This is a genomic window from Citrobacter sp. Cpo069 (assembly GCF_030332785.1).
Classification (GTDB): domain Bacteria; phylum Pseudomonadota; class Gammaproteobacteria; order Enterobacterales; family Enterobacteriaceae; genus Citrobacter; species Citrobacter portucalensis.
In genome coordinates this window covers 20,287-42,819 of the sequence record NZ_JAOWHD010000041.1, presented here as the reverse complement: position 1 = coordinate 42,819, position 22,533 = coordinate 20,287, and the positions used below count along the sequence as shown (strand labels likewise).

The window sequence follows — 22,533 nt, the reverse complement described above, 5'->3', positions numbered from 1 at the left end:
CCTTACTCCCTACCATTGACCTCACTTCGCGCTTTTGTATCGCGCGCTACTTTTATCAATTTGAGTTGTTATCAAAGCGTTACATTTTGTTTGTGTTATCTTTAATACTAACCCTGAGGAAATCAGGGGATCCAACCCTGTCATTTAAGGAGGAGCTATGTCGTCGACCCTACGAGAAGCCAGTAAGGACACATTGCAGGTTAAAGATAAAACCTACCGCTACTACAGTTTACCTCTGGCCGCTAAATCACTGGGTGATATCACCCGACTACCAAAATCGCTGAAAGTGTTACTGGAAAACCTGCTTCGTTGGCAGGATGGTAATTCCGTAACCGAAGATGATATTCATGCGCTCGCGCATTGGCTGAAGACTGCCCATGCCGATCGTGAAATTGCCTATCGACCCGCTCGTGTTCTGATGCAGGATTTTACCGGCGTGCCGGCGGTGGTCGATCTGGCCGCCATGCGCGAAACGGTGAAACGTCTGGGTGGGGATACGGCAAAAGTGAATCCGCTTTCGCCAGTGGATCTTGTCATTGACCACTCGGTAACTGTGGACCGTTTTGGTGATGATGATGCTTTCGAAGAAAACGTTCGCCTGGAAATGGAACGTAACCATGAGCGTTACGTGTTCCTGAAATGGGGACAGCAGGCATTTAGTCGCTTCAGCGTTGTACCACCAGGAACGGGGATTTGCCACCAGGTTAACCTTGAATACCTCGGCAAAGCCGTCTGGAGCGAGTTACAGGACGGTGAGTGGGTGGCTTACCCTGACACGTTGGTCGGAACCGATTCCCATACGACAATGATTAATGGTCTCGGTGTGCTGGGATGGGGCGTTGGAGGCATTGAAGCTGAAGCAGCAATGCTGGGTCAACCGGTCTCTATGCTTATCCCGGATGTTGTGGGCTTCAAACTGGTGGGCAAACTGCGGGAAGGCATCACCGCTACTGACCTGGTTTTAACCGTCACCCAGATGCTACGTAAGCACGGCGTGGTCGGTAAATTCGTTGAATTCTACGGTGATGGGCTGGACACCTTACCGCTGGCCGATCGGGCAACCATTGCGAACATGTCACCGGAATACGGTGCAACCTGCGGTTTCTTCCCGATAGATAGCATCACTCTTGAATATATGCGTCTGAGTGGGCGCAGTGAGGAGCAGGTTGAGCTGGTCAGCGCCTATGCCAAAGCGCAGGGAATGTGGCGTAATCCGGGGGATGAACCCGTATTTACCAGTTCACTGGAGCTGGATATGGGCAGTGTGGAAGCTAGTCTTGCCGGACCGAAGCGTCCGCAGGATCGGGTGGCACTGGCTGATGTCCCGAAAGCGTTTTCGGCGAGTAATGAACTCGAAGTGAATAGCTCGCTGAAAGATCGCCAGCCAGTGGATTATACAATGAACGGTCACCAGTACCAGCTGCCGGATGGTGCTGTGGTTATTGCAGCGATCACTTCCTGTACCAACACCTCTAACCCAAGCGTATTGATGGCGGCGGGGCTGCTGGCGAAAAAAGCAGTGACTCTTGGTCTGAAACCTCAGCCGTGGGTGAAAGCCTCGCTGGCTCCAGGATCGAAGGTGGTGTCTGATTATCTGGCGCAGGCTGGGTTCACGCCATACCTTGATGAGCTGGGATTTAACCTTGTAGGTTATGGCTGTACCACCTGTATCGGTAACTCGGGTCCGTTACCCGATCCTATCGAGACAGCTATCAAAAAAGGCGACCTCACCGTTGGTGCTGTGCTTTCCGGCAACCGAAACTTTGAGGGGCGTATCCATCCGCTCGTGAAGACCAACTGGTTGGCGTCTCCGCCGCTGGTGGTGGCCTATGCTCTGGCGGGGAATATGAATATCAATCTGACGAAAGATCCGTTAGGGCATGACAGAAAGGGCGATCCCGTATATCTGAAAGATATCTGGCCGACGGCTCAGGAAATTGCCCGTGCCGTGGAGCAGGTTTCTACCGCCATGTTCCATAAAGAGTATGCTGAAGTGTTTGAAGGCACGCCGGAATGGAAAGCAATCCAGGTTGATCGGGCTGATACTTATGGCTGGCAGTCTGACTCAACCTATATCCGCTTGTCGCCGTTCTTCGATGGTATGCAGGCGACGCCGGATCCGGTCCAGGACATTCATGGTGCGCGTATCCTTGCAATGCTTGGAGATTCCGTCACCACTGACCATATTTCTCCTGCAGGTAGTATTAAGCCGGACAGCCCGGCGGGGCGTTATCTGCAAAGCCACGGCGTGGAGCGTAAAGATTTTAACTCCTACGGTTCACGACGCGGGAATCATGAAGTCATGATGCGTGGTACCTTTGCCAATATTCGTATTCGCAATGAGATGGTACCCGGCGTGGAAGGTGGGATGACGCGTCATTTGCCGGGAACTGAGGTAGTGGCTATCTATGATGCGGCTATGCAATATCAACAGGAGAATATTCCCCTGGCGGTTATTGCCGGGAAAGAGTATGGCTCTGGCTCCAGTCGCGACTGGGCGGCAAAAGGCCCGCGCTTGCTGGGGGTTCGCGTGGTTATCGCTGAATCCTTTGAGCGAATTCACCGTTCTAACCTGATTGGTATGGGGATTTTGCCGCTGGAATTCCCACAGGGCGTCACGCGTAAAACGCTGGGACTAACCGGTGAGGAAACGATCGATATTACGGATCTGCAAAACATCAAACCGGGTGCAACAGTGCCGGTGAGTATGGTTCGCTCAGATGGACGTAAAGAAGTTGTTTTATGCCGCTGCCGTATCGATACCGCGACGGAGCTAACGTACTACCAAAACGATGGCATTCTGCACTACGTGATTCGTAATATGTTGAGCTAGAATGTAAAAAGCCTGCGAGAGCAGGCTTTTTTATCGGCGGTAACAATTATTACTTGCCCAGCAAATGTCCCATCTTGGCGGCTTTGGTGTCCAGGTAATGTTCATTGTTCGGGTTACGACCCACAATCAGCGGCACGCGTTCAACAATATTGATTCCAGCTTCGGTCAGAATTTCCACTTTTTTCGGGTTATTGGTCAGCAAACGAACTTCGTCCACGCCAAGCAGCTTGAACATATCCGCACACAGCGTGAAATCACGCTCATCTGCCGCAAAGCCCAACTGATGGTTAGCCTCAACGGTATCATAACCCTGGTCCTGCAACGCGTAGGCGCGGATTTTATTGAGCAGGCCGATATTGCGTCCTTCCTGACGATGATAAAGCAGGATACCGCGCCCTTCTTCAGCAATATGGGTGAGAGCCGCTTCGAGCTGGAAGCCGCAATCGCAACGCAGGCTAAACAATGCATCGCCAGTCAGACATTCGGAGTGGACACGCGCCAGGACAGGCGTTTGGCCTGTGATATCGCCAAAAACCAGTGCGACGTGATCGTGTCCGGTTGCCAGTTCTTCAAATCCCACCATCAGGAAATCACCCCAGGGGGTTGGCAGTTTGGCTTCTGCCACACGTTTAAGCTGCATGTAATTCTCCAGATTATGCTGGCACTGTCGTGCCGTCGCCTGTTGGCTTCTGTTCTATATTGCACTATTTTGCCATAAGGCAACGATGTTCACCTAATCGCGACAACGGATTCGCTTTTGGAATGGCACAAAATTGTCAATTTCCCCGGCATGCGCTTTTTTCAGTTATGATTGTGAGACTTATCGACGAAAGGAGAGGCAATGCTGTCAATTGCAAAGCGCACTGCGGTCGGGGCCGGGCTGCTACTTATTATGCCGGTTGCCGTATGGGTATCGGGCTGGAGCTGGCAGCCGGGACATAACGCTTGGTGGCTAAAATCTCTGTACTGGATAACGGAAACGGTGACGCAGCCGTGGGGCATTATCACTCACGTTGTTCTCTGTGCATGGTTTCTGTGGTGTCTGCGTTTTCGTCTGAAAGCTGCGGTAATGCTGTTTGCGATCCTGGCTGCGGCAATTTTAGTCGGTCAGGGCGTGAAGTCATGGGTTAAAGACAGGGTGCAGGAACCTCGGCCCTTTGTCGTGTGGCTGGAAAAAACGCACCATATTCCGGTTGATGAGTTCTACACTTTAAAACGTAAAGAACGTGGTCACTTAGTTAAAGAGCAATTGGCCGAACAACAGGATATTCCGACGTTTCTACGTAAGCACTGGCAAAAAGAAACAGGGTTTGCCTTTCCGTCAGGGCATACGATGTTTGCCGCCAGTTGGGCTTTACTGGCAGTAGGGCTGTTATGGCCACGCCGACGTACGCTGACGATTGTGTTTTTACTTATCTGGGCTACGGGCGTTATGGGCAGCCGCTTGCTATTAGGCATGCACTGGCCCCGTGATTTGGTCGTTGCAACGCTGATTTCATGGTTGCTGGTAACACTGGCGACATGGCTTGCGCAGCGGGTATGCGGACCATTAACGCCGCCTGTGCAGGAGGAAAAAGAAATCGCTCAGCGTGAACAAGAAAGTTAGCCATGATTGATTTTTCGAATTTTGCCCTTAAATCAGAAAGGGGAAAGCGCTTTTCCGTTTCGCACTCGTTGTGAAAATGGTAATTTAAAGGGCTCAACGCGGTAAGTTGTACACGATTTATTCGCTCAAACCACATAACGGGAAGTAATGTGAAATATTTACTCATTTTCTTACTGGTGTTGGCGATTTTTGTTATTTCGGTGACATTAGGTGCGCAAAACGATCAACAGGTTACGTTTAATTACCTGCTGGCTCAGGGTGAGTATCGTATCTCTACGCTGCTTGCTGTATTGTTTGCCGCAGGTTTCGCGATTGGTTGGTTAATTTGCGGCCTTTTCTGGCTGAAGGTTCGTGTGTCTCTTGCGCGCGCCGAACGTAAAATCAAACGACTGGAAAACCAGCTTACGCCTGCGACCGACGTTGCGGTTTCTGCCGATTCGTCGGTTGTGAAGGAATAATTATTTATGTTGGAGTTGTTGTTTCTGCTTTTGCCTGTAGCCGCTGCCTATGGGTGGTATATGGGTCGCAGAAGTGCGCAACAAACCAAGCAGGATGAAGCTAACCGTCTTTCCCGTGACTATGTCGCCGGGGTTAACTTCCTCCTGAGCAACCAACAAGACAAAGCGGTGGATCTGTTCCTCGATATGCTAAAAGAGGATACGGGCACCGTTGAGGCTCATCTCACCCTCGGAAACCTGTTTCGCTCGCGCGGTGAAGTCGACCGTGCAATCCGCATCCATCAAACGTTAATGGAAAGTGCTTCGCTAACCTACGAGCAGCGTTTGTTGGCCGTACAACAGCTGGGGCGCGACTACATGGCCGCAGGTCTGTACGACCGCGCGGAAGACATGTTTAATCAGCTTACCGATGAAACAGATTTTCGCGTCGGTGCATTACAGCAACTGCTGCAAATTTATCAGGCAACCAGCGAATGGCAGAAAGCGATTGATGTTGCAGAACGCCTGGTGAAGCTCGGTAAAGATAAACAACGTATCGAGATAGCTCACTTCTACTGCGAACTGGCCTTACAGCAGATGGGCAGCGACGATATGGATCGCGCCATGACGCTGTTGAAAAAAGGGGCTGCGGCAGACAAAAACAGTGCACGTGTTTCCATCATGATGGGCCGTGTGTACATGGTGAAAGGCGATTACGCGAAGGCCGTTGAAAGTCTGCAACGCGTGATTTCTCAGGATAAAGAACTGGTCAGCGAAACGCTGGAAATGCTGCAAAGCTGCTACCAGCATCTGGGGAAAAACGATGAGTGGGCCGAGTTTTTACGTCGGGCCGTTGAGGAGAATACTGGCGCCGCCGCAGAGCTGATGCTGGCCGATATTCTTGAAGCGCGTGAGGGGACTGATACCGCTCAGGTTTATATTACCCGCCAGCTACAACGCCATCCTACGATGCGCGTGTTCCACAAGTTGATGGATTACCATCTTAACGAAGCAGAAGAAGGGCGCGCGAAAGAGAGCCTGATGGTTCTGCGCGATATGGTCGGGGAGCAGGTGCGCAGCAAGCCTCGGTATCGTTGCCAGAAGTGCGGATTTACCGCATATACACTGTACTGGCACTGCCCATCCTGTCGCTCATGGTCAACCATTAAGCCTATTCGCGGACTTGATGGGCTGTAATTTTTAAAAAAACTTCACTTTAGTTACAACATACTAATGAACTGTAACCAATCCATCCTCAGCCACCGTTGCCAAATTCGCCTAGCAGAAATGTAATCGCGCCTGTTAATTTTCTATTGCCGCAGGTAGAATGCACGCCGTTTACCCATTTTGCGCCGCCGATGGCGCCCATCCTCAGGAAGGTCTGGTCATGACGTTTACTGCTTCATCTTCTTCTCGTGCTGTTACTGATTCTCCTGTCGTTGTCGCTCTCGATTATTCCAATCGTGATAAAGCATTAGCTTTTGTCGACAGAATTGACCCTCGTGATTGCCGTTTGAAAGTGGGCAAAGAGATGTTCACGCTTTTTGGACCTCAGTTGGTTCGCGATTTACAACAGCGTGGCTTTGACGTTTTTCTTGATTTGAAATTTCATGATATTCCCAATACTACCGCGCATGCCGTTGCGGCGGCGGCTGAGCTTGGCGTGTGGATGGTTAACGTTCATGCTTCAGGTGGGGCGCGTATGATGGCCGCCGCACGTGAAGCCCTGGTGCCTTTTGGCAAGGATGCGCCGCTGCTGATTGCAGTAACAGTTCTGACCAGTATGGAAGCCAGCGATCTTGCCGACCTAGGCGTGACGTTGTCACCTGCGGAGCATGCGGAAAGGCTGGCGCGCTTAACCCAACATTGTGGTTTGGATGGCGTCGTATGCTCCGCGCAGGAAGCAGTGCGTTTCAAGCAGGCATTTGGCCAGGCATTTAAACTGGTTACGCCGGGTATTCGCCCTGAAGGTAGCGAGGCAGGCGACCAGCGTCGCATTATGACGCCGGAACAGGCACAGTCAGCTGGCGTGGATTATATGGTTATTGGTCGTCCGGTCACACAGTCGGCAGATCCGGCTCAGACGCTGAAGATGATCAATGCCTCCCTGAAACGAGGTGCGTAAATGAACGACTCAAATTCTCGTCTGGTCTACTCAACTGACACCGGGCGTATTGATGAACCGAAAGCCGTCCCAGAGCGTCCCAAAGGCGACGGCATTGTCCGTATCCAGCGACAGACCAGTGGCCGCAAAGGTAAGGGCGTGTGCCTGATTACTGGAATAGATCAGGACGATGCTGAACTGACCAAATTAGCTGCGGAACTGAAGAAAAAATGTGGTTGCGGCGGGGCAGTGAAGGATGGCGTGATTGAGATACAGGGTGATAAACGCGACCTGATTAAATCGCTGCTGGAAGCCAAAGGAATGAAAGTTAAATTGGCTGGCGGTTAATAAAAAAAGCCACGGAATTTTTCCGTGGCTTTTTAATAATACAGACCTGAAAAAGTAAACGTATTATTATATCGAGCCGTTTAACCGTAAATTATTTACCCACCTGGTGGCCAATAATACCACCTACTGCAGCACCACCCAGCGTGCCTAGCGTGCTGCCGTCAGTCAGGACTGCACCACCGATTGCACCAGCACCAGCACCAATTGCGGTGTTACGGTCACGTTTGGACCAGTTAGAGCAGGCACTCAGCGACATTGCCAGAGTAATCGCCAAAATGGCAGCGGTCATTTTTTTGCTCGTTACTAACATAATACTTTCTCCTGAATTATTGATTCACGGAATCCAGTGTTCTTTAAGAATAGCGCTAAATTTAGGCTAACGAAGATATTTCCGTGAAACCGTTTAGCGAAGGCATGACAAACACTATCCTGAGATTGGAGGTTCGTTCCTGTTATATCGCTAACATTAATTTTACGACTTAATCCTGTTAACGACAGGTAAAAAGTCTTAATTGGACTGTCAGATAACTCTCAGAGAGGGGATGATTTGCCGACTGACAAATCATCTGCTGAAGATTTTATGCGTGCGCATCAATGATATTGACGGTTAATCCTGAATGCTCGAGCTGCATTTGTACGCTGGCGCTGAGTCTGGAATCCGTGACTACGCGGCTGAATCGCTCTAATGGACCCAGCGTGTAAGGGTGAATGGCTTCGAATTTTGAGCTGTCAGTAAGTACAATAACTTCTGCACCTTTTTCCAGCACCGCGTTAACCACATCAGAACGCATCATGTCGCGTCCGGTGAAGCCGGTGTCAGCCTGCCAGCCATCAATGCCGATAAAGGCCTTGCTGAAGTGTACCTGCTGGATAAACTGGCGAGTTAAGGGCCCCACCATGCTTTCGCTTTTTTTCTGATAGATGCCGCCAAGGAGAATCACTTCGCAGGGGGTTTCTTTCAGCAGATGGGCTATATAACTGCTGACGGTAATGATGGTGACATCTTTTTGCTCCGCCAGCGTTCTGGCCAAGAGCGCATTGCTGCTGCCGTTTTCAATGAATACGGACTCGCCAGGGCTTACCAAAGATGCGGCAAATTCGGCCAGTTCACGCTTCAGCGTAAAATTAGTCATCATGCGCGTTTCCACATCATCACTGTTCAATGAAACGGCAAAACCGTGCGCACGGCGTAAATAACTCTGTTTTTCCAGTGTGTTCAGATCCTGTCGAATCGTCACTTCTGAGACACCGGTGATTTTTGCCAGTTCGGCAACGCTCATCTGACCTTTATCAGTCACCATCTGCAAAATAGATTGTTGTCGGGAATTCATAATATTAATTTTATTGCGATATCGTATCGGAAATTAAACGGAAACTGCCTCACGTGCAGTTTGCTGATAGCAGCGACATTAAAGGGTTAATGTCATCAGATCTCCCAGGGAGCCTTGTGCTTTTTGGGCAAAGATTCGGCATCTTCTTTGGCCGTGTCTAGCAGCTCAGCCTTCAGAATTTCGAGATTGTGGATGGCTGAGTGGTAATCACCTGCAACGAGGATATCCAGCACGGTATCAATGCGTTCGGCCAGACGCTGAGCGTCGATATCAGACATGGTTATCATCCTAATAGCAATAGAGTTTGAATTTCATGATGCAGAATTTCATGGCAAAAGAGAAGGGAAAAATAGTATTAACTATCAATGATAGAAGAATATTATATATTCTGTGATTACATGCAGATAGGATCGTTACGTAATGTCCATTTATGGCTATTAACGACGTTTGATCCCACTGCGTTAGCGCGTTTTTTTATTCAGATGTCGTCGATACCAACGTTCAAATGCAGCCGCTGGCATTGGTTTGGCAAACAAAAAACCCTGACGCTCGTTGACACCATTTTTGGTTAAAAACGCATCCTCTTTCGCGCTTTCAACACCTTCGGCGATGACCTGCAGATTGAGTGCCTGTGCGACCGCAACAATGGCACGTACCAGCGACTGCGAAATAGGTTGTTTGTGTACATCCCTGACAAAGGTCTGATCCAGTTTAATTGCATCAAGCGGGAAGCGGGCCAGTTGAGACAGTGACGAATATCCAGTACCAAAATCATCCAAATGGATTTGCGCCCCCAACTGGCTAAACTGCTGAATGACGGACAGTGCCAACTGCTCATTTTCAATCAAACTGCTTTCCGTTAACTCGACATCGATGGGGCAATATTCAAAGTCGAGTTCATGAAGCACCTGTTTGAGATCGGTAAATAGCGTCTGATCGGCGAGCTGGCGGGCAGAAACGTTTACCGCCACGCGCAGATTGATTCCCTTGGCGCGCCATTTTGCGACCTGACGCACAACGTCCAGAATAACCCAGCGACCCAGCGGAACGATAAGCCCTGACTCTTCGGCGTAGGAGATAAATTCCAGTGGTGGAATGAGGCCGCGTTCCGGAGACTGCCAGCGTACCAGCGCCTCCAGGCTGCGCACTTCGCCTCGCCAGGTTATCTTTGGCTGATAATGGATAACCAGTTGATCGTTTTCCAGCGCCTTGCGCAGGTTAGTATCCAGCCACAGGTATTCAAATACCCGCTGATTCATTTCCGGAGAGAAAACACAAAACTGTCCGCGGCCGCCTTCTTTCGCGGTGTACATGGCCGTATCGGCGTTACGAATGACGCTCTCGCAGTCCTGACCATGCTGTGGAGCAAGGGAAATACCAATAGAGCAGCCTGTATAGACTTCAATCAGGCCAATGCGAAAGGGCTGACGCAGGCGTGTCAGAATGCGCGATGCGGTAGCTTCCAGAGTGCTCTGGGACGTTTCGGTGGCAAGGACGATAAATTCATCACCGCCAAACCGAGCCAATAGCTGGTTGTCGTCAAGACAACTGAGGATTGCAAGCGACACACTCTGTAATAGCTGATCGCCAAACATATGCCCGTAGGCATCGTTCACCTTTTTGAAGTTATCCAGATCGAGATATACAATCCCAACCTGAGTATCACCTGCGTTCTCAATCGCGTCGCTTATCAGCTCATGAATGGCGTTACGGTTCGGTAATCCGGTGATGGAGTCGGTATTAGCCAACATACGCAGGCGTTCCTGCGCGCGGCGTTCTTCAGTGATATCGGTGCCGGAACAGATCAGAAATATTTCGTTCTTGCCGCTACCGTTATGTACAAACTTATTGCGAAAAAGAAACAGGCGCTGACCTTTGCAGGTCTTCACCCAACGTTCGACTTCATATGAGTTGCCTTCGCGAAAAAAGACCTCGATGTTGCGTCTGGAGGCTGCGGCTTCACGTCGACTCATAAACAGTGTGAATACGCTTTGGCCAATGACTTCACGTTCTCTGAGTCCGGTGTACTCTTCGCACAGACGGTTAAAACGCTGAATGTTGCCCATGCGGTCAAGAATGACAATAACGGAGTTGGCTTCTGAAACCACCTGCTCGGCAAAAGAGAGACCTTGAGCCAGATCGCGTGCGACGGAAGGGGTGTCATCCCAGGCTGATGCGCTGCCGGCCCATTCGCGCTTATTGATTTTCCGCCCGACCAAATGTACCGGAATATCGTCATCTTCAATAGGTAATGTCATCAACAGGCTTGACGTAATTACCGTCATCTCGCGAATGCGGTCGGCCTGCTCGGGTGATAATTCGATGGTCTGCTCAGCGTCTGCTGTTTCGTCAATAGAGAAATGCAGGATGTTGCAATCCTCTGACAAACGCCAGTAGGGGTTATGAGTGCCCACATAGCTATACAACGTAACCAGCTCCCGGACGTCTTTCATGATGTGTACTATCCCGTTTAAAGCGCATAAAGCCTCAAAAGTAAGGGTAGCCATGATTCATTCAGGGTGATTATGGCTGAACGTATTGTTTTATTTATATATTTATATGTAATCCAGAATCCATAAAAAGCAAAGCCAGCGGAACTGAAAAATAGTAAAAAAAAATTTTGACTGGATAAGAGAAGTGTAGTGTGTGGTTGAAATTTGGCCGCTAAAAAAAGAAAACGACCTTTCAAAAAAGAGAAAGGTCGTTGGATTTGTCAGTTTACGCTGCTGGACGCGCGATAACGCTACGGGTTTCCATGCGAACTTCGGCGATAGTTACGTCAATCACATCAGTGACTTTGTAAACCACTTCACCTTTGATTTGTACGGTACCACTTTCCTGGCTGCAGACCAGTTCATCACGCACGGCGTGCAGGAAGGGTGCAGGAATAAAGGCAACAGCGCCATTATCAACCAAACGTACGCGCATGCCACCGCGGCTGACGTCGATGATCTCGGCCGCAAAGCGGGTGTCAGTTCCGGCTTTATCACTCAGGAAACGGGCGTATAGCCAGTCACCCACATCACGCTCAGCCATCCGGTTCAGGCGACGACGTTCTGCCATCTGCGCGGTGGTATCATCCTGAGGTCGGGCGACGGTTTCGCCTTTGATGACGGCCTTAAGCAGACGGTGGTTGATCATATCGCCGTACTTACGGATTGGGGAAGTCCAGGTGGCATATGCCTCCAGACCCAACCCAAAGTGTGGACCTGGCTCAATACTAATTTCAGCGTAAGACTGGAAGCGGCGAATTCGGCTGTCGAGGAAGCCGGATGGCTGTGCATCCAGTTCGCGGCGCAGTTTGCAAAAACCTTCCAGTGTCAGTACTTCTTCGGCATCGACGTGCATACCGTGGGTTTTCAGCAGCGCGGCCAGAGCGTCGGCGTTGGTCGGGTCGAATCCCATATGGACGTTGTAAATACCGAAGCCCAGCTTGTCGCGAAGCACACGGGCGGCGCAAATATTTGCCGCAATCATGGATTCTTCCACGATACGGTTTGCGATGCGGCGTGGCTCAGCGACGATGTCCAGTACTTCACCTTTTTCACCGAGAACGAAACGGTAATCCGGGCGATCTTTAAAGACCAGCGCGTGGTTATGACGCCACTCTCCTCGGCTCAGGCAAATACGATGCAGCAGACGGATTTGTTCCGCAATCGCGTCGTTTTCTGGTTGCCACTCGCCAGTACCTTCCAGCCAGTCGGAAACATTGTCATAGGCCAGCTTCGCTTTAGACTCGATGGTTGCGGCGAAGAAGGTGATGTTGTCTTCAATCGTGCCATCGGCGGTAATGCTCATACGACAAGCTAAAACCGGGCGCACTTCGTTCGCGCGCAGAGAGCAGAGATCGTCAGACAATTCACGTGGTAACATCGGGATATTGAACCCCGGTAAATAATTGGTGAACGCGCGAATTTTAGCCGTTTTATCCAGCTTGCTGCCTTCTGCAATCCAGGCTGTTGGGTCGGCAATGGCGACGGTTAATTGTAGCGTGCCGTCAGCTTGTTCTTCAGCATACAGCGCATCGTCCATATCTTCGGTGCTGGCGCTGTCGATGGTGACGAAATTGAGGGCGGTTAAATCTTCACGAACCAGGCCTTCGTCCAGCATTTCGGTTGCTACACCGTCTGGTGCTTCTTTTTCCAGATTATGGCGTGCCAGTGTGACCCACCACGGGACAAAGTGGTCATCAGCAAAAGTGATAAATTGGGTTAACTCGGCGTAGAAGGTGCGATCGCCTTTCAGCGGATGGCGGCGCATTTCTGCAACAGCCCAGTCGCCTTCTTTAAATTCATGTTCAACGCCGCGGGCTGCACGACAAGGAATAGCATCTTTCAGTAACGGATGATCCGGCACAATGGACAGACGGTCATTTTTGCCCTGAACTTTACCCACGAAGCGCGTCAGGAAGGGTTCGATCAGTTCTTCCGGCTCAGCAGACTCACGATCTTTTTCTGTATGGATAACCGCAACAATACGGTCGCCATGCATCACTTTTTTCATCTGCGGCGGTGGAATGAAATAGCTTTTTTGTGCATCGACTTCCAGGAAGCCAAAGCCTTTTTCCGTGGCTTTTACCACCCCTTCAGCACGTGGCGTCTGGGAATGTAGTTGCTGTTTAAGCTGCGCTAGCAGCGGGTTGTCCTGAAGCATAATTGTCTATTTTCGTGGCTAAAAGAGCGGCTGACAGTTTTACGCGATTCTGCCAGTGGCAGCAAGCGCTCTTTCAGTAAGTGGATCGGTTAATCAGTGTCGCCCAGCGCGATTTTCAAGCGATTCAACCATCCGCACAATCCACTCCAGGCTAGCAGGTTAATGGCCTGCTCTGAAGAGATTCCCTGATCGAACAAAGGCGTTAACAGTGCGGTGCTAAAGCGGTCGGGCGCCCGGGTCAGCCATTGTACCGCCTGTAGGGTGACGCGCTCAACCGGATGTCGTTGTTCCCAACGTTGTAATTCACGTTCATCCTGACGAAGAACGGTAATGGCCTCGGTTAATTCATGAGCTGAATACGCATGTTCATTAAAACAGGCCACGCTGCCATTAATCCGTGAAGTCATCAGCGTCGCCAATGAAAATGCCTGCACTGGTATTCCGCTATGTTGCGTGCTGGAAATGAGCGACCCGAGTAAATCCAAAATGACGGGGGAATGTATCAGTAATGGCAGTAACGCTTGCAGTTCCTCGGGATAACGTCTGTCTATCGACTCATCATGATTAAGATGTTTTTCTATCGGGAATGGCGCAGCGTGCCAGGTTGTGTTTGTTGCATTAAATGGCGCAGCGTGAGCGAATTGTTGTATATCGAGACCCGGAATTCGGCGCACCGGATGTCCACACCAGGCCTGAAACAGGGCCACGATACGGGCCTGAAAACCGACGAATCCGATAATTTGATTCATCAGAATGCTATCGCTGGTGGTTAGCCCTACTGCATCCAGATGCTGGCGATCGCGCGCGCCTATCACGGCTGGAGAGCTGGCAAGTTGACGAGCATATTGGGTGATTTGCGCCAGTCGATGGTTACTTTCCCGCGAGGAGTCCGGCCCAGGAAGCGGTGTTAGACGCGCGGCATAGTGATTACATAATCGCTGGACGCCATATACCTGAGCGACGGTTAACGCCGTACTCATCCGTTCATAGGCACTGAATGTGTGCATCTGACTCAGATTTACGTGGGTCGGGAAGAGGATCTGTGCAAGTTTACGGGCAGGGATTAACCAGGATTGAAAAGGTAAAAGGGCGTCATCAGATATCGCCAGATCCAGTAAAAAGCAGTCGTCGACATGAGCGGCTTCCGGCACCAGCGGCAGAACATCTTGTGGATACATGCTGGATTGCGTCTCATGATACCAGTGGCTTTTGCCTTCAATTCGGCGTTGTTCCATGGGCGGTCCTTGGTCTAAAAAGTGGCGACCCGGACACGTCGTCATACCACTACGCCGGATCGTTTGCGCTGCAATATCCTGACGTAAGCAGAAGAGGGGATGAAAGATTGTTACGTGATAATAAATATCAGAAAAGCATATATGGGACAGGGTAGAGGGGAATTAAAAACGAGCATCATGGGCGACAGTGGGCCGCCCAGAAAGATTGGTAGATTATTTCAGTTCTAGTTCATTCATTGCAGCGATGCTGAAACCACCGTCAACGTGTACGACTTCACCAGAGATACCGGCAGAAAGATCGGAACACAGGAATGCCGCAGAGTTGCCCACATCTTCAATGGTAACAGTGCGGCGAATCGGCGTAACAGCTTCGCAATGGGCCAGCATTTTACGGAAATCTTTGATACCGGAAGCGGCGAGGGTGCGGATTGGACCTGCGGAAATTGCGTTTACGCGTACGCCTTCAGGCCCCATTGCGTTAGCCATATAACGGACGTTTGCTTCCAATGAGGCTTTCGCCAGGCCCATCACGTTATAGTTAGGGATTGCACGCTCTGCGCCCAGATAGGACAACGTCAGTAGTGCAGAACCAGGGTTTAGCATGGAACGACATGCTTTTGCCATTGCAACAAAGCTATAAGCGCTAATGTCATGCGCAATTTTAAATCCTTCGCGGGTAACTGCGTTCACATAATCGCCATCCAGTTGGTCAGCAGGTGCGAAGCCGATGGAGTGTACGAAACCGTCGAATTTCGGCCAGGCTTTGCTCAGTTCAGCAAACATGGCGTCAATGCTGGCATCTTCAGCTACATCACACTGCAAAACAATGTTGGAGCCTAATTGCGCTGCAAATTCTTCCACACGACCTTTCAGCTTGTCGTTCTGGTAGGTGAACGCCAGTTCGGCACCTTCACGATGCATCGCCTGAGCGATTCCCCATGCGATAGACAATTTACTGGCAAGGCCTGTCACCAGAATGCGCTTACCTGATAAAAAACCCATGGCTTTAATCCTTTTGGTTAACACTTATCTTTTATCAATCAATGAGTTATGATTGATACATTAAATGCACTCGAAATTGGCCTGAAATTATATCCCACGCTTTTTCCCTGGAGAATGGTTATCCGCCTCACGTGACCTGTCACTTCATTACATGTGAGGAGTATATCATCCCCCTCCGCTTATGCTTCGTTCAGGCATCTAACGTCGGTGAATCAGAGAAAATACGAGGTTTCAAAGGCATTGAAATGGTATTATTTCATTGCTAGCTGATGTTAATAAACATAGCAAGGTAGGAACTTTCTTAAAACAAAAAATATGACAATATTCAGCTTGTTATGATATATTGTTTTTATCGATCAATATCGATTCATTGATCGATATTATTGATTGATTGTGATTAGAAGTGCATTATCAGGATGTTATGATCAATTGGAGTGGTCTTATGCACTATCATTTCATCGCGGAACCGATGAGAGACACAACAGATAAATTACTGGGTGTAGAGATTAACGCCCGGTTTACTTCAGATACGGTTCACCCGTTGCATCCAGATTTCATCATTTCAGCGTGGGATAGCGAACAAAAGCGTAATTTCATGCTCGAGCAAATTCGACTAATTGCCGAAAAACGTGACTGGTTTGAGCGCAACAGCCTTATTTGCACCCTGAACCTCATTGACGAAATGGCACTGCTGGCGATTGGTGATCCAGCCATCAAGTCGGCCTTACATGCTCTACCATTTATTGCACTGGAACTTTCAGAACGTTTTCTGTCGAATACCGTGTGCCTGAATAATTTGCTGATTAATTCACTTCGCGACGGCCCAAACGCATTGTGGTTGGGCGATCTTGGCTCCGGCAGCGTAGGGGCCAGTCCGCTGGTTTGCGGTCATTTTGACGTTGTGAAACTGGATCGCGGTTTCTTCCTGGAACAGGTAGAAAAACCGATGTTCCCGGTGCTGATCAAAAATATCAGGGAATATTGCGACCGTGTTGTGGTGAAGGGAGTAGAAACAGTACGACTTATCGACGAGGCCAGTACCGCAGGTGTCTGGGCAATGCAAGGTGGTGCCCTTTACCCGTCAGTCGCGTTTACCGAAGTTGATACGCTGCTCTTACCCACGTTGTGTCACTGATGACAGATTGCCCCCCGGTTGAGGAGGGCAGCCGTTTGCTAACGATCTTTTCGCCAGGCATCAGCGGTGAGCGCTTCGCCGAAATGACCTGCAATCAGGCGGCGGGTAAGCTCATGAAGCGGGGACGCCAGAACATCCGCTGTACTGCCGCGTTCTACCACTTCGCCCTGATGCATGACTAATACCTGATCGCTGATGTGCTTCATCATGCCAATATGTTGGGTCACATAGATATACGAAATCCCCTGTTTTTCCTGCAATTCCAGCATCAGATTGATGAGCTGTGAACGCATCGACATGTCCAGAGAGGCCAGGGCTTCGTCGGCGATAATGACTTTGGGGCGTAAAATGAGCGCACGGGCAAGGCCCAGACGCTGTTTTTGCCCTGGGGCCAACATATGTGGGTAATAGCTTACGTGATCGGGCAGCAGCCCGACCATGCGCATGGTCTCCACGATCTGTTTACGACGCTGCTCAGGCTCGAGGTCGGTATTCAGACGTAGCGGAAAATCGAGGATTTGCGAGATACGTTGCCGCGGATTAAGCGATGTTGACGGATCCTGGAAAATCATACGGATCCGCTGACTACGAAATGAATAATCGCCATATTTTAACGGATGATCGTCAATCAGCAGCTCACCGCTGGTGGGTTCAATCATACCCGCCAACATTTTAGCCAGCGTAGATTTCCCCGAACCGTTTTCACCAATGACGGCGAGCGTCTGACGTTCACGCAGGGTGAAACTCAGGGGCTTAACGGCCTCAACGGTCTGGCGGCGAAATAAACCTGTCCGGTAGCGAAAGGTTTTGCTCAGATTACGAACTTCGAGCAGGGTTTCTACCATCTCACTCTCTCTCCATGTTCAGCGGGAAATGACAGGCGTAGAGATGATTTTTTGCTCCGGTCAGTCTTGGGGTTTCAATACATTCGCGTTGTGCATAAGGACAGCGTGGCCCCAGACGGCAGCCGATGGGTAATTGTTCCAGCAATGGAATAGCTCCTGGCATGGTATTCAGGCGGCTTTTGTGCGGCATTGCGCTACCAAAATCCGGAATAGCGCGAATCAACGCTTGAGTATAAGGATGATGAGGAATGGTCACCAAATCTTTACTTGGCGCGGTTTCGACCGTTTGCCCGCAGTACATCACGTTGATTTTGTCAGCCCACTGGCTGAGCATTTGCAGGTCATGGCTTATCAACAAAATGGTGGTATTGCTGTTTTGATTCAGACGGGTTAGCAGACGGAAAATTTGCGCCTGGGTGGTTGGCTCCATCGCGTTCGTTGGTTCATCGGCAATCAGCAAACGCGGCTGATTCGCTAATGCGATAGCGATCATGACCTTCTGGCATTCGCCATCGGTCAGCTCATATGGAAAGCTGCGCATGGCGTCTTTATGGTCTTTTATCCCGACGCGGTGCAAGAGTTCAATCGCACGGCGTTTGCGCCAACCGATGCGCTGCCACCAGCGACCTTTGTAGGTCCATGCCGGAATATTTTGCATCAGTTGACGTCCGATACGCTCGGACGGATCGAGACATGACTGCGGCTCCTGAAAGATCATGGAGACGTTATGACCGACCAGTTTGCGTCGTTCACGCGCGGAAAGGCGTAGCAGATCGATATCATCAAAACGCATACGGTCTGCGGTTACGCGCCAGTTATCTTTAGCGACGCCGCAAATGGCCTTAGCGATCAGACTTTTGCCGGAGCCAGATTCGCCGACCAGCCCGCGGATTTCACCCTCATTCAAGGTCATGCTGACACGATCAACAGCCTTTACCCAGTCGTCACCGGTCCTGAATTCAATGGTCAGGTTGCGGATATCCAGTAATGGCATTACTCCACCCCCGCAATAATTGCGCGGCGCACGCCGTCACCCAGTAGGTTAACCAGCAACACGCTTATCATAATTGCCGCGCCTGGCAGCATCACCGTCCACGGTGCGACATAAATCAGCTCCAGCGCGTCGCCGAGCATGGCTCCCCATTCCGGGGACGGCAGCTGTGCGCCAAGATCGAGAAAACCCAGCGCGGCGATATCCAGAATCGCCATCGACAGTGCGCGGGTGATTTCAGTAATAAGGCCAGCGGTAATATTGGGCAGAACGGCGAACCACAGAATATTCAGTGTGGTTGCACCGTCCAGGCGAGCGGCAATGACGTACTCTTTCTCCAGCTCGTCATGCACCATGCTGTAAACGGAGCGCACCATGCGCGGCAGCAGCGCCAGCCAGACGGCAAACATGGCGTGTGTCAGATGCGGCCCGGCAAAGGCCACCACAATAATCGCCAGCAGCAGAGAAGGGATCGACAGCAGGGTGTCCAGAATGTGGTTCAGCACCGCAGAGCGCAAGCCGTGCGTCGCACCGGCAACTACGCCCAATACCAGGCCACACAGCGTGGCGGCAAGAGTGACGACAAACGCGCCGCCAACGGTCGGGGCCGCACCGCTGAGCAGACGACTTAAAACGTCACGTCCCAGATCGTCAGTCCCGAGGAAGAATGAGACTTCGCCATAGCGCGACCATGACGGCGGTAAAAGCTGATAGCCGAGAAATTGCTGATCGATGCCGTAAGGGGCAAACCAACCACCAAAAATACACAGAATAGCCAGTCCCGCACAGCCGTACAGGCCGATCATCGCAGTCGCATCGCCATAGAAATTGCGCCATGCGGTGCGCAACGTACCTGGCGGGCGTTTTTCGCTGTAGACGCTATCGTAAGGCATACCATTCCTTATGTTTCAGAGGGTTAGCCATAGCACCCAAAATATCAGAGATGACGTTAACGATAATAACCAGTGAGCCAATCACCATCACGCCCGCTGAAATCGCCGCGTAATCCTGCTGGCGAATCGCGTTAATCAGCCAACGACCAAGACCGGGCCAGCTAAAGACCATCTCGGTGATCATCGCCAGCGTCAGCATGGTGGAAAACTGTAATCCCAGACGCGGGATCACTGGCGGAAGGGCATTGTGCAGGACGTGACGACGCAGAATCGTTAATCGTGACAGACCGCGCGTGGCCGCCGCTTTGACGTAGTTCTGGTCAAAGACCTCAATGGTGCTGATACGCATCAGGCGGATAACTTCTGTGGTGGGCGCAACGGAGAGCGTCAGCACCGGGAGCACCATATGACGGATAGCGCTGACCAGCATTTCATCGCGCCAGGGCGAGTCGGAGATCCACGCATCAATAATGGCAAAACCGGTAACAGGTTTCACCTCGTAGAGAAGATCAAAACGCCCGGAAACGGGTAACCAGCCGAGGGTCAGCGAGAAGAGCAATGTCAGCAGCAGCGCCAGCCAAAAAACGGGGATAGAAAACCCCATCAGAGCCAATGCGCTGATGCAGCGGTCCTGCCATTTGTTCCGCGTGATACCGGCCAGCATACCAACGGGGATCCCAACCATTAGTGCAAAACCAAAGGCAAGAATGCACAGCTCCATTGTGGCCGGGAACACCTCTTTCAGCTGCTCTGAGATCAACTGGCCGTTGATACTGGATACGCCGAAATCCCAGTGAATGAGACCATTGAACCAGAATACCCATGCGTTCCACAGCGATGCACCCTGTAACGGCGCATGAGGCGTGAAGTAGCTCAGGCTGAAGCCAATAAAGGTCAGGAAGAACAGGGTTACCAGTAGCAATAAAAATCGACGCAAGGTGAAGATAATCATGGTTTTTTCACCTCATCTTTCTTTTCCCTGGACACGCCGGCAAAAGAGGCATTACCGAATGGACTGAGTACCAACCCTTTGATGTCGTAGCGGTAAGCCTGTAGACGCAGTGAAGAGGCCAGTGGCAGGATCGGTAACTCTTGGGCAAGAATATTTTGCGCTTCGTCATAGGCATCAATTCGCGATGAAAGCTGCTGCGAAGAAAGAGCCTTGCGCAGAATGCTGTCAAACTGCGGATTACACCAGTGGGCAAAGTTGGTCTGTGAATTGATGGCGGCACAGCTGAGCAACGGCCGGAAAAAACTGTCAGGATCGTTACTGTCCGTCGCCCAGCCGGATAACGTCAGATCATGGTTCATATCCATTAATCTCGCCTCCTGAAAACGACCTTCTACCGGGATGATCTTCACTTTCACACCCACCTGAGCCATATCTGCCTGAATCAGCTCGGCGGTTTTCAGCGGACTGGGGTTCCAGGCCTGAGAGCTGGTAGGGACCCAAAGTTGTAACGTCAGATTCTCCAGCCCCAGCGCTTTTAGCTGCTCGCGCGATTTTGCCGGGTTGTATTCTGTAATTTTAGCTTCGTTATCATAAGCCCACGAGGCGCGAGGCAAAATAGATGCCGCGGTTTCTGCCGTCCCGTAGTAGATAGACTGCATTAAGCGCTGGTTGTTGATCGCTAGCGCCAGCGCATGCCGCACGGCAGGGTTATTCAACGGCGGTTTATTGGTGTTGAACGCCAGATAGGCAATGTTCATCCCCGGGCGCAGCGTCAAACGCAGGCGAGGGTCATCACGCAATATGCTGAGCTGGCTGGCGGCAGGCCAGGCAAGGACGTCACATTCGCCAGTGAGTAATTTCGATAAGCGTCCGGTTCCACCAGAACCGAGATCCACTACGACCTGCGGCATCAGAGGAGTGCCACGCCAGAATTTTTCATGTCGCTGCAACCGAATATATTGGCCGGCACGATTCTCCGAAAGCTGATACGGGCCTGTGCCGACGGGTTGTCTGTCGAGCAACTCCTGGCGATCCTGTTTTGCCAGATTAGCGGCATATTCCGCCGACATTACGGAGGCATAGTGTGTGGCAAGGTGCCACATAAAGGAGGCATCCGGTTGCGTTAAGCGGAATTCAACGGTGTTGTTGTCCAGTTTGCGCACGCTTTGGACGTTATCGGCAAACTGCAGGCTGTCGAAGTAGGGGAAACTGCTGCCGTTCACATTGTGCCACGGATGGTGGCGATCAAAGATGCGCTCGAAGGTAAACACCACATCGTCTGCATTCAGTTTGCGGGTGGGGGTGAACCAGGCCGTCTTCTGAAACTGAACGTCACGACGCAGATGGAAGCGGTAGGTTGCGCCGTTATCCAGCACCTCCCAGCTTTCAGCAAGCTCAGGCACCAGCCGATAGGTGTAGGGATCTACATCAAGCAGTCGGTCATACAATTGGGCCGCTAACGTATCGACGATGAGACCGCTGCTCGTTTTTTGTGGGTTGAACGTATTGACTTGCCCGCTGACGCAATAGACAAACCCACTGTCACGGATATCAGCGTGCGGAGCTTGCTCAGGCGCAGCAGCAGCCTGACCACTCAGAAATCCAGCCATCACGATCAGAGATGATAAAACCAGGCGCATAATTTTAATGGATTATATAAAGAGGCTATCTTACTAATACTTAATGACATTTGCCATTACCGTTTGTTTTTGGGAGTAACAGGCTCGATAAGCGCGAGTTCAACACCGCGACATGGTCAAAATTCATACCTGCTATCCACTTTGAATCTACTCTGTTAACTATCTTAGCATTTTCATGGCCCATCTGACTTGCTATAAACGTGGGGGCGTACCTGTCGTTGTTTACTGATTGATATCAGTGTGTGCTCGGAAGATGGAGTATGGCATCGATAACGAAGTGTGGAGCGAGCATTTAGAGTGTCACTATCAATGCTGAACTATAATCATTCAGGAAGCAGTACACGTTATGTGAGTTGTAATAGCTAAAGTATCTATAATTATTTCAATATGTTAATTCCATTTTTTCTTCATGGCATCTTAATCTTCTCACCCATTTATGGTGATGATTTCCATTGGTTATTAAATGCATTTTGGCTTTGATCCTGGTTATGAACGGTTTTCTGTTGCCATTTAACTTCTAATGGAATG

At 50.7% G+C, this 22,533-nt stretch carries 20 protein-coding genes; 7 read left to right on the top strand and 13 right to left on the bottom strand.

The window, feature by feature from the left end; translation table 11 throughout:
• The first annotated feature begins 157 nt into the window (after positions 1-157).
• Positions 158-2,833 carry an aconitate hydratase AcnA gene (acnA, locus tag OGY08_RS04490; protein ID WP_125363573.1) on the top strand — a complete coding sequence of 892 codons (2,676 nt, stop codon included), beginning with the start codon at positions 158-160 and terminating at the stop codon, positions 2,831-2,833.
• 49 nt (positions 2,834-2,882) lie between these two features.
• On the opposite strand, the gene ribA is transcribed toward acnA, so the two are convergent.
• Positions 2,883-3,473, bottom strand: a complete 591-nt coding sequence (gene ribA, locus OGY08_RS04485; protein ID WP_003020601.1) for a GTP cyclohydrolase II — start codon at positions 3,471-3,473, stop codon at positions 2,883-2,885.
• Positions 3,474-3,674: 201 nt separating this feature from the next.
• Between ribA and pgpB the strand changes: the two genes are divergently transcribed.
• The 5 genes from pgpB to yciH all read left to right on the top strand — a co-directional run bounded on the left by pgpB (position 3,675) and on the right by yciH (position 7,328).
• Complete coding sequence (pgpB, locus tag OGY08_RS04480) at positions 3,675-4,439, top strand: phosphatidylglycerophosphatase B (protein ID WP_125363572.1); 765 nt, start codon at positions 3,675-3,677, stop codon at positions 4,437-4,439.
• Positions 4,440-4,588: 149 nt separating this feature from the next.
• Positions 4,589-4,897 (top strand): LapA family protein, encoded by a 309-nt coding sequence (locus OGY08_RS04475; protein ID WP_003020595.1) that lies wholly within the window; start codon positions 4,589-4,591, stop codon positions 4,895-4,897.
• A gap of 6 nt (positions 4,898-4,903) precedes the next feature.
• Entirely contained in the window at positions 4,904-6,073 is a 1,170-nt protein-coding gene (lapB, locus tag OGY08_RS04470; protein WP_008784929.1) for a lipopolysaccharide assembly protein LapB, read from the top strand.
• Between the two features lie 190 nt (positions 6,074-6,263).
• Positions 6,264-7,001 (top strand): orotidine-5'-phosphate decarboxylase, encoded by a 738-nt coding sequence (gene pyrF / locus OGY08_RS04465; protein ID WP_125363578.1) that lies wholly within the window; start codon positions 6,264-6,266, stop codon positions 6,999-7,001.
• Positions 7,002-7,328 (top strand): stress response translation initiation inhibitor YciH, encoded by a 327-nt coding sequence (gene yciH / locus OGY08_RS04460; RefSeq protein WP_003833315.1) that lies wholly within the window; start codon positions 7,002-7,004, stop codon positions 7,326-7,328.
• 91 nt (positions 7,329-7,419) lie between these two features.
• On the opposite strand, the gene osmB is transcribed toward yciH, so the two are convergent.
• From osmB to fabI, 7 genes are all read right to left on the bottom strand, one after another.
• On the bottom strand, positions 7,420-7,638 hold the full coding sequence (gene osmB / locus OGY08_RS04455) for an osmotically-inducible lipoprotein OsmB (protein WP_003020583.1): 219 nt from the start codon (positions 7,636-7,638) through the stop codon (positions 7,420-7,422).
• Positions 7,639-7,906: 268 nt separating this feature from the next.
• Complete coding sequence (gene yciT, locus OGY08_RS04450; RefSeq protein ID WP_003020580.1) at positions 7,907-8,659, bottom strand: DNA-binding transcriptional regulator YciT; 753 nt, start codon at positions 8,657-8,659, stop codon at positions 7,907-7,909.
• Positions 8,660-8,754: 95 nt separating this feature from the next.
• Entirely contained in the window at positions 8,755-8,937 is a 183-nt protein-coding gene (locus tag OGY08_RS04445; RefSeq protein WP_003833313.1) for a YciZ family protein, read from the bottom strand.
• Positions 8,938-9,120: 183 nt separating this feature from the next.
• Entirely contained in the window at positions 9,121-11,112 is a 1,992-nt protein-coding gene (gene pdeR / locus OGY08_RS04440) for a cyclic di-GMP phosphodiesterase (protein ID WP_008784927.1), read from the bottom strand.
• Positions 11,113-11,377: 265 nt separating this feature from the next.
• Complete coding sequence (locus OGY08_RS04435) at positions 11,378-13,312, bottom strand: exoribonuclease II (protein WP_125363571.1); 1,935 nt, start codon at positions 13,310-13,312, stop codon at positions 11,378-11,380.
• Between the two features lie 89 nt (positions 13,313-13,401).
• Entirely contained in the window at positions 13,402-14,547 is a 1,146-nt protein-coding gene (locus tag OGY08_RS04430) for a carboxymuconolactone decarboxylase family protein (RefSeq protein WP_103015355.1), read from the bottom strand.
• A 213-nt stretch (positions 14,548-14,760) separates the two neighbouring features.
• Positions 14,761-15,549 (bottom strand): enoyl-ACP reductase FabI, encoded by a 789-nt coding sequence (fabI, locus tag OGY08_RS04425; protein WP_020996373.1) that lies wholly within the window; start codon positions 15,547-15,549, stop codon positions 14,761-14,763.
• A 442-nt stretch (positions 15,550-15,991) separates the two neighbouring features.
• On the opposite strand from fabI, the gene OGY08_RS04420 reads away from it, so the two are divergent.
• Positions 15,992-16,684, top strand: a complete 693-nt coding sequence (locus OGY08_RS04420; RefSeq protein ID WP_032943595.1) for an EAL domain-containing protein — start codon at positions 15,992-15,994, stop codon at positions 16,682-16,684.
• A gap of 38 nt (positions 16,685-16,722) precedes the next feature.
• Here the strand turns inward: OGY08_RS04420 and sapF are convergent, their stop codons facing one another.
• The 5 genes from sapF to sapA are packed head-to-tail and all read right to left on the bottom strand — an operon-like array spanning position 16,723 to position 22,005.
• Complete coding sequence (sapF, locus tag OGY08_RS04415; RefSeq protein WP_003020558.1) at positions 16,723-17,529, bottom strand: peptide ABC transporter ATP-binding protein SapF; 807 nt, start codon at positions 17,527-17,529, stop codon at positions 16,723-16,725.
• 1 nt (position 17,530) lies between these two features.
• The gene (gene sapD, locus OGY08_RS04410) at positions 17,531-18,523 is read right to left on the bottom strand and encodes a peptide ABC transporter ATP-binding protein SapD (protein ID WP_003020556.1); all 993 of its coding nucleotides are present in this window, start codon (positions 18,521-18,523) and stop codon (positions 17,531-17,533) included.
• Entirely contained in the window at positions 18,523-19,413 is an 891-nt protein-coding gene (gene sapC, locus OGY08_RS04405; protein ID WP_003833291.1) for a peptide ABC transporter permease SapC, read from the bottom strand. The genes sapD and sapC overlap by 1 nt, the downstream gene beginning before the upstream one ends.
• The gene (gene sapB / locus OGY08_RS04400) at positions 19,400-20,365 is read right to left on the bottom strand and encodes a peptide ABC transporter permease SapB (RefSeq protein ID WP_003020545.1); all 966 of its coding nucleotides are present in this window, start codon (positions 20,363-20,365) and stop codon (positions 19,400-19,402) included. The genes sapC and sapB overlap by 14 nt, the downstream gene beginning before the upstream one ends.
• Complete coding sequence (gene sapA, locus OGY08_RS04395) at positions 20,362-22,005, bottom strand: ABC transporter substrate-binding protein SapA (RefSeq protein WP_003833288.1); 1,644 nt, start codon at positions 22,003-22,005, stop codon at positions 20,362-20,364. Before sapA ends, sapB begins: the two co-directional genes overlap by 4 nt.
• Positions 22,006-22,533 lie beyond the last annotated feature (528 nt).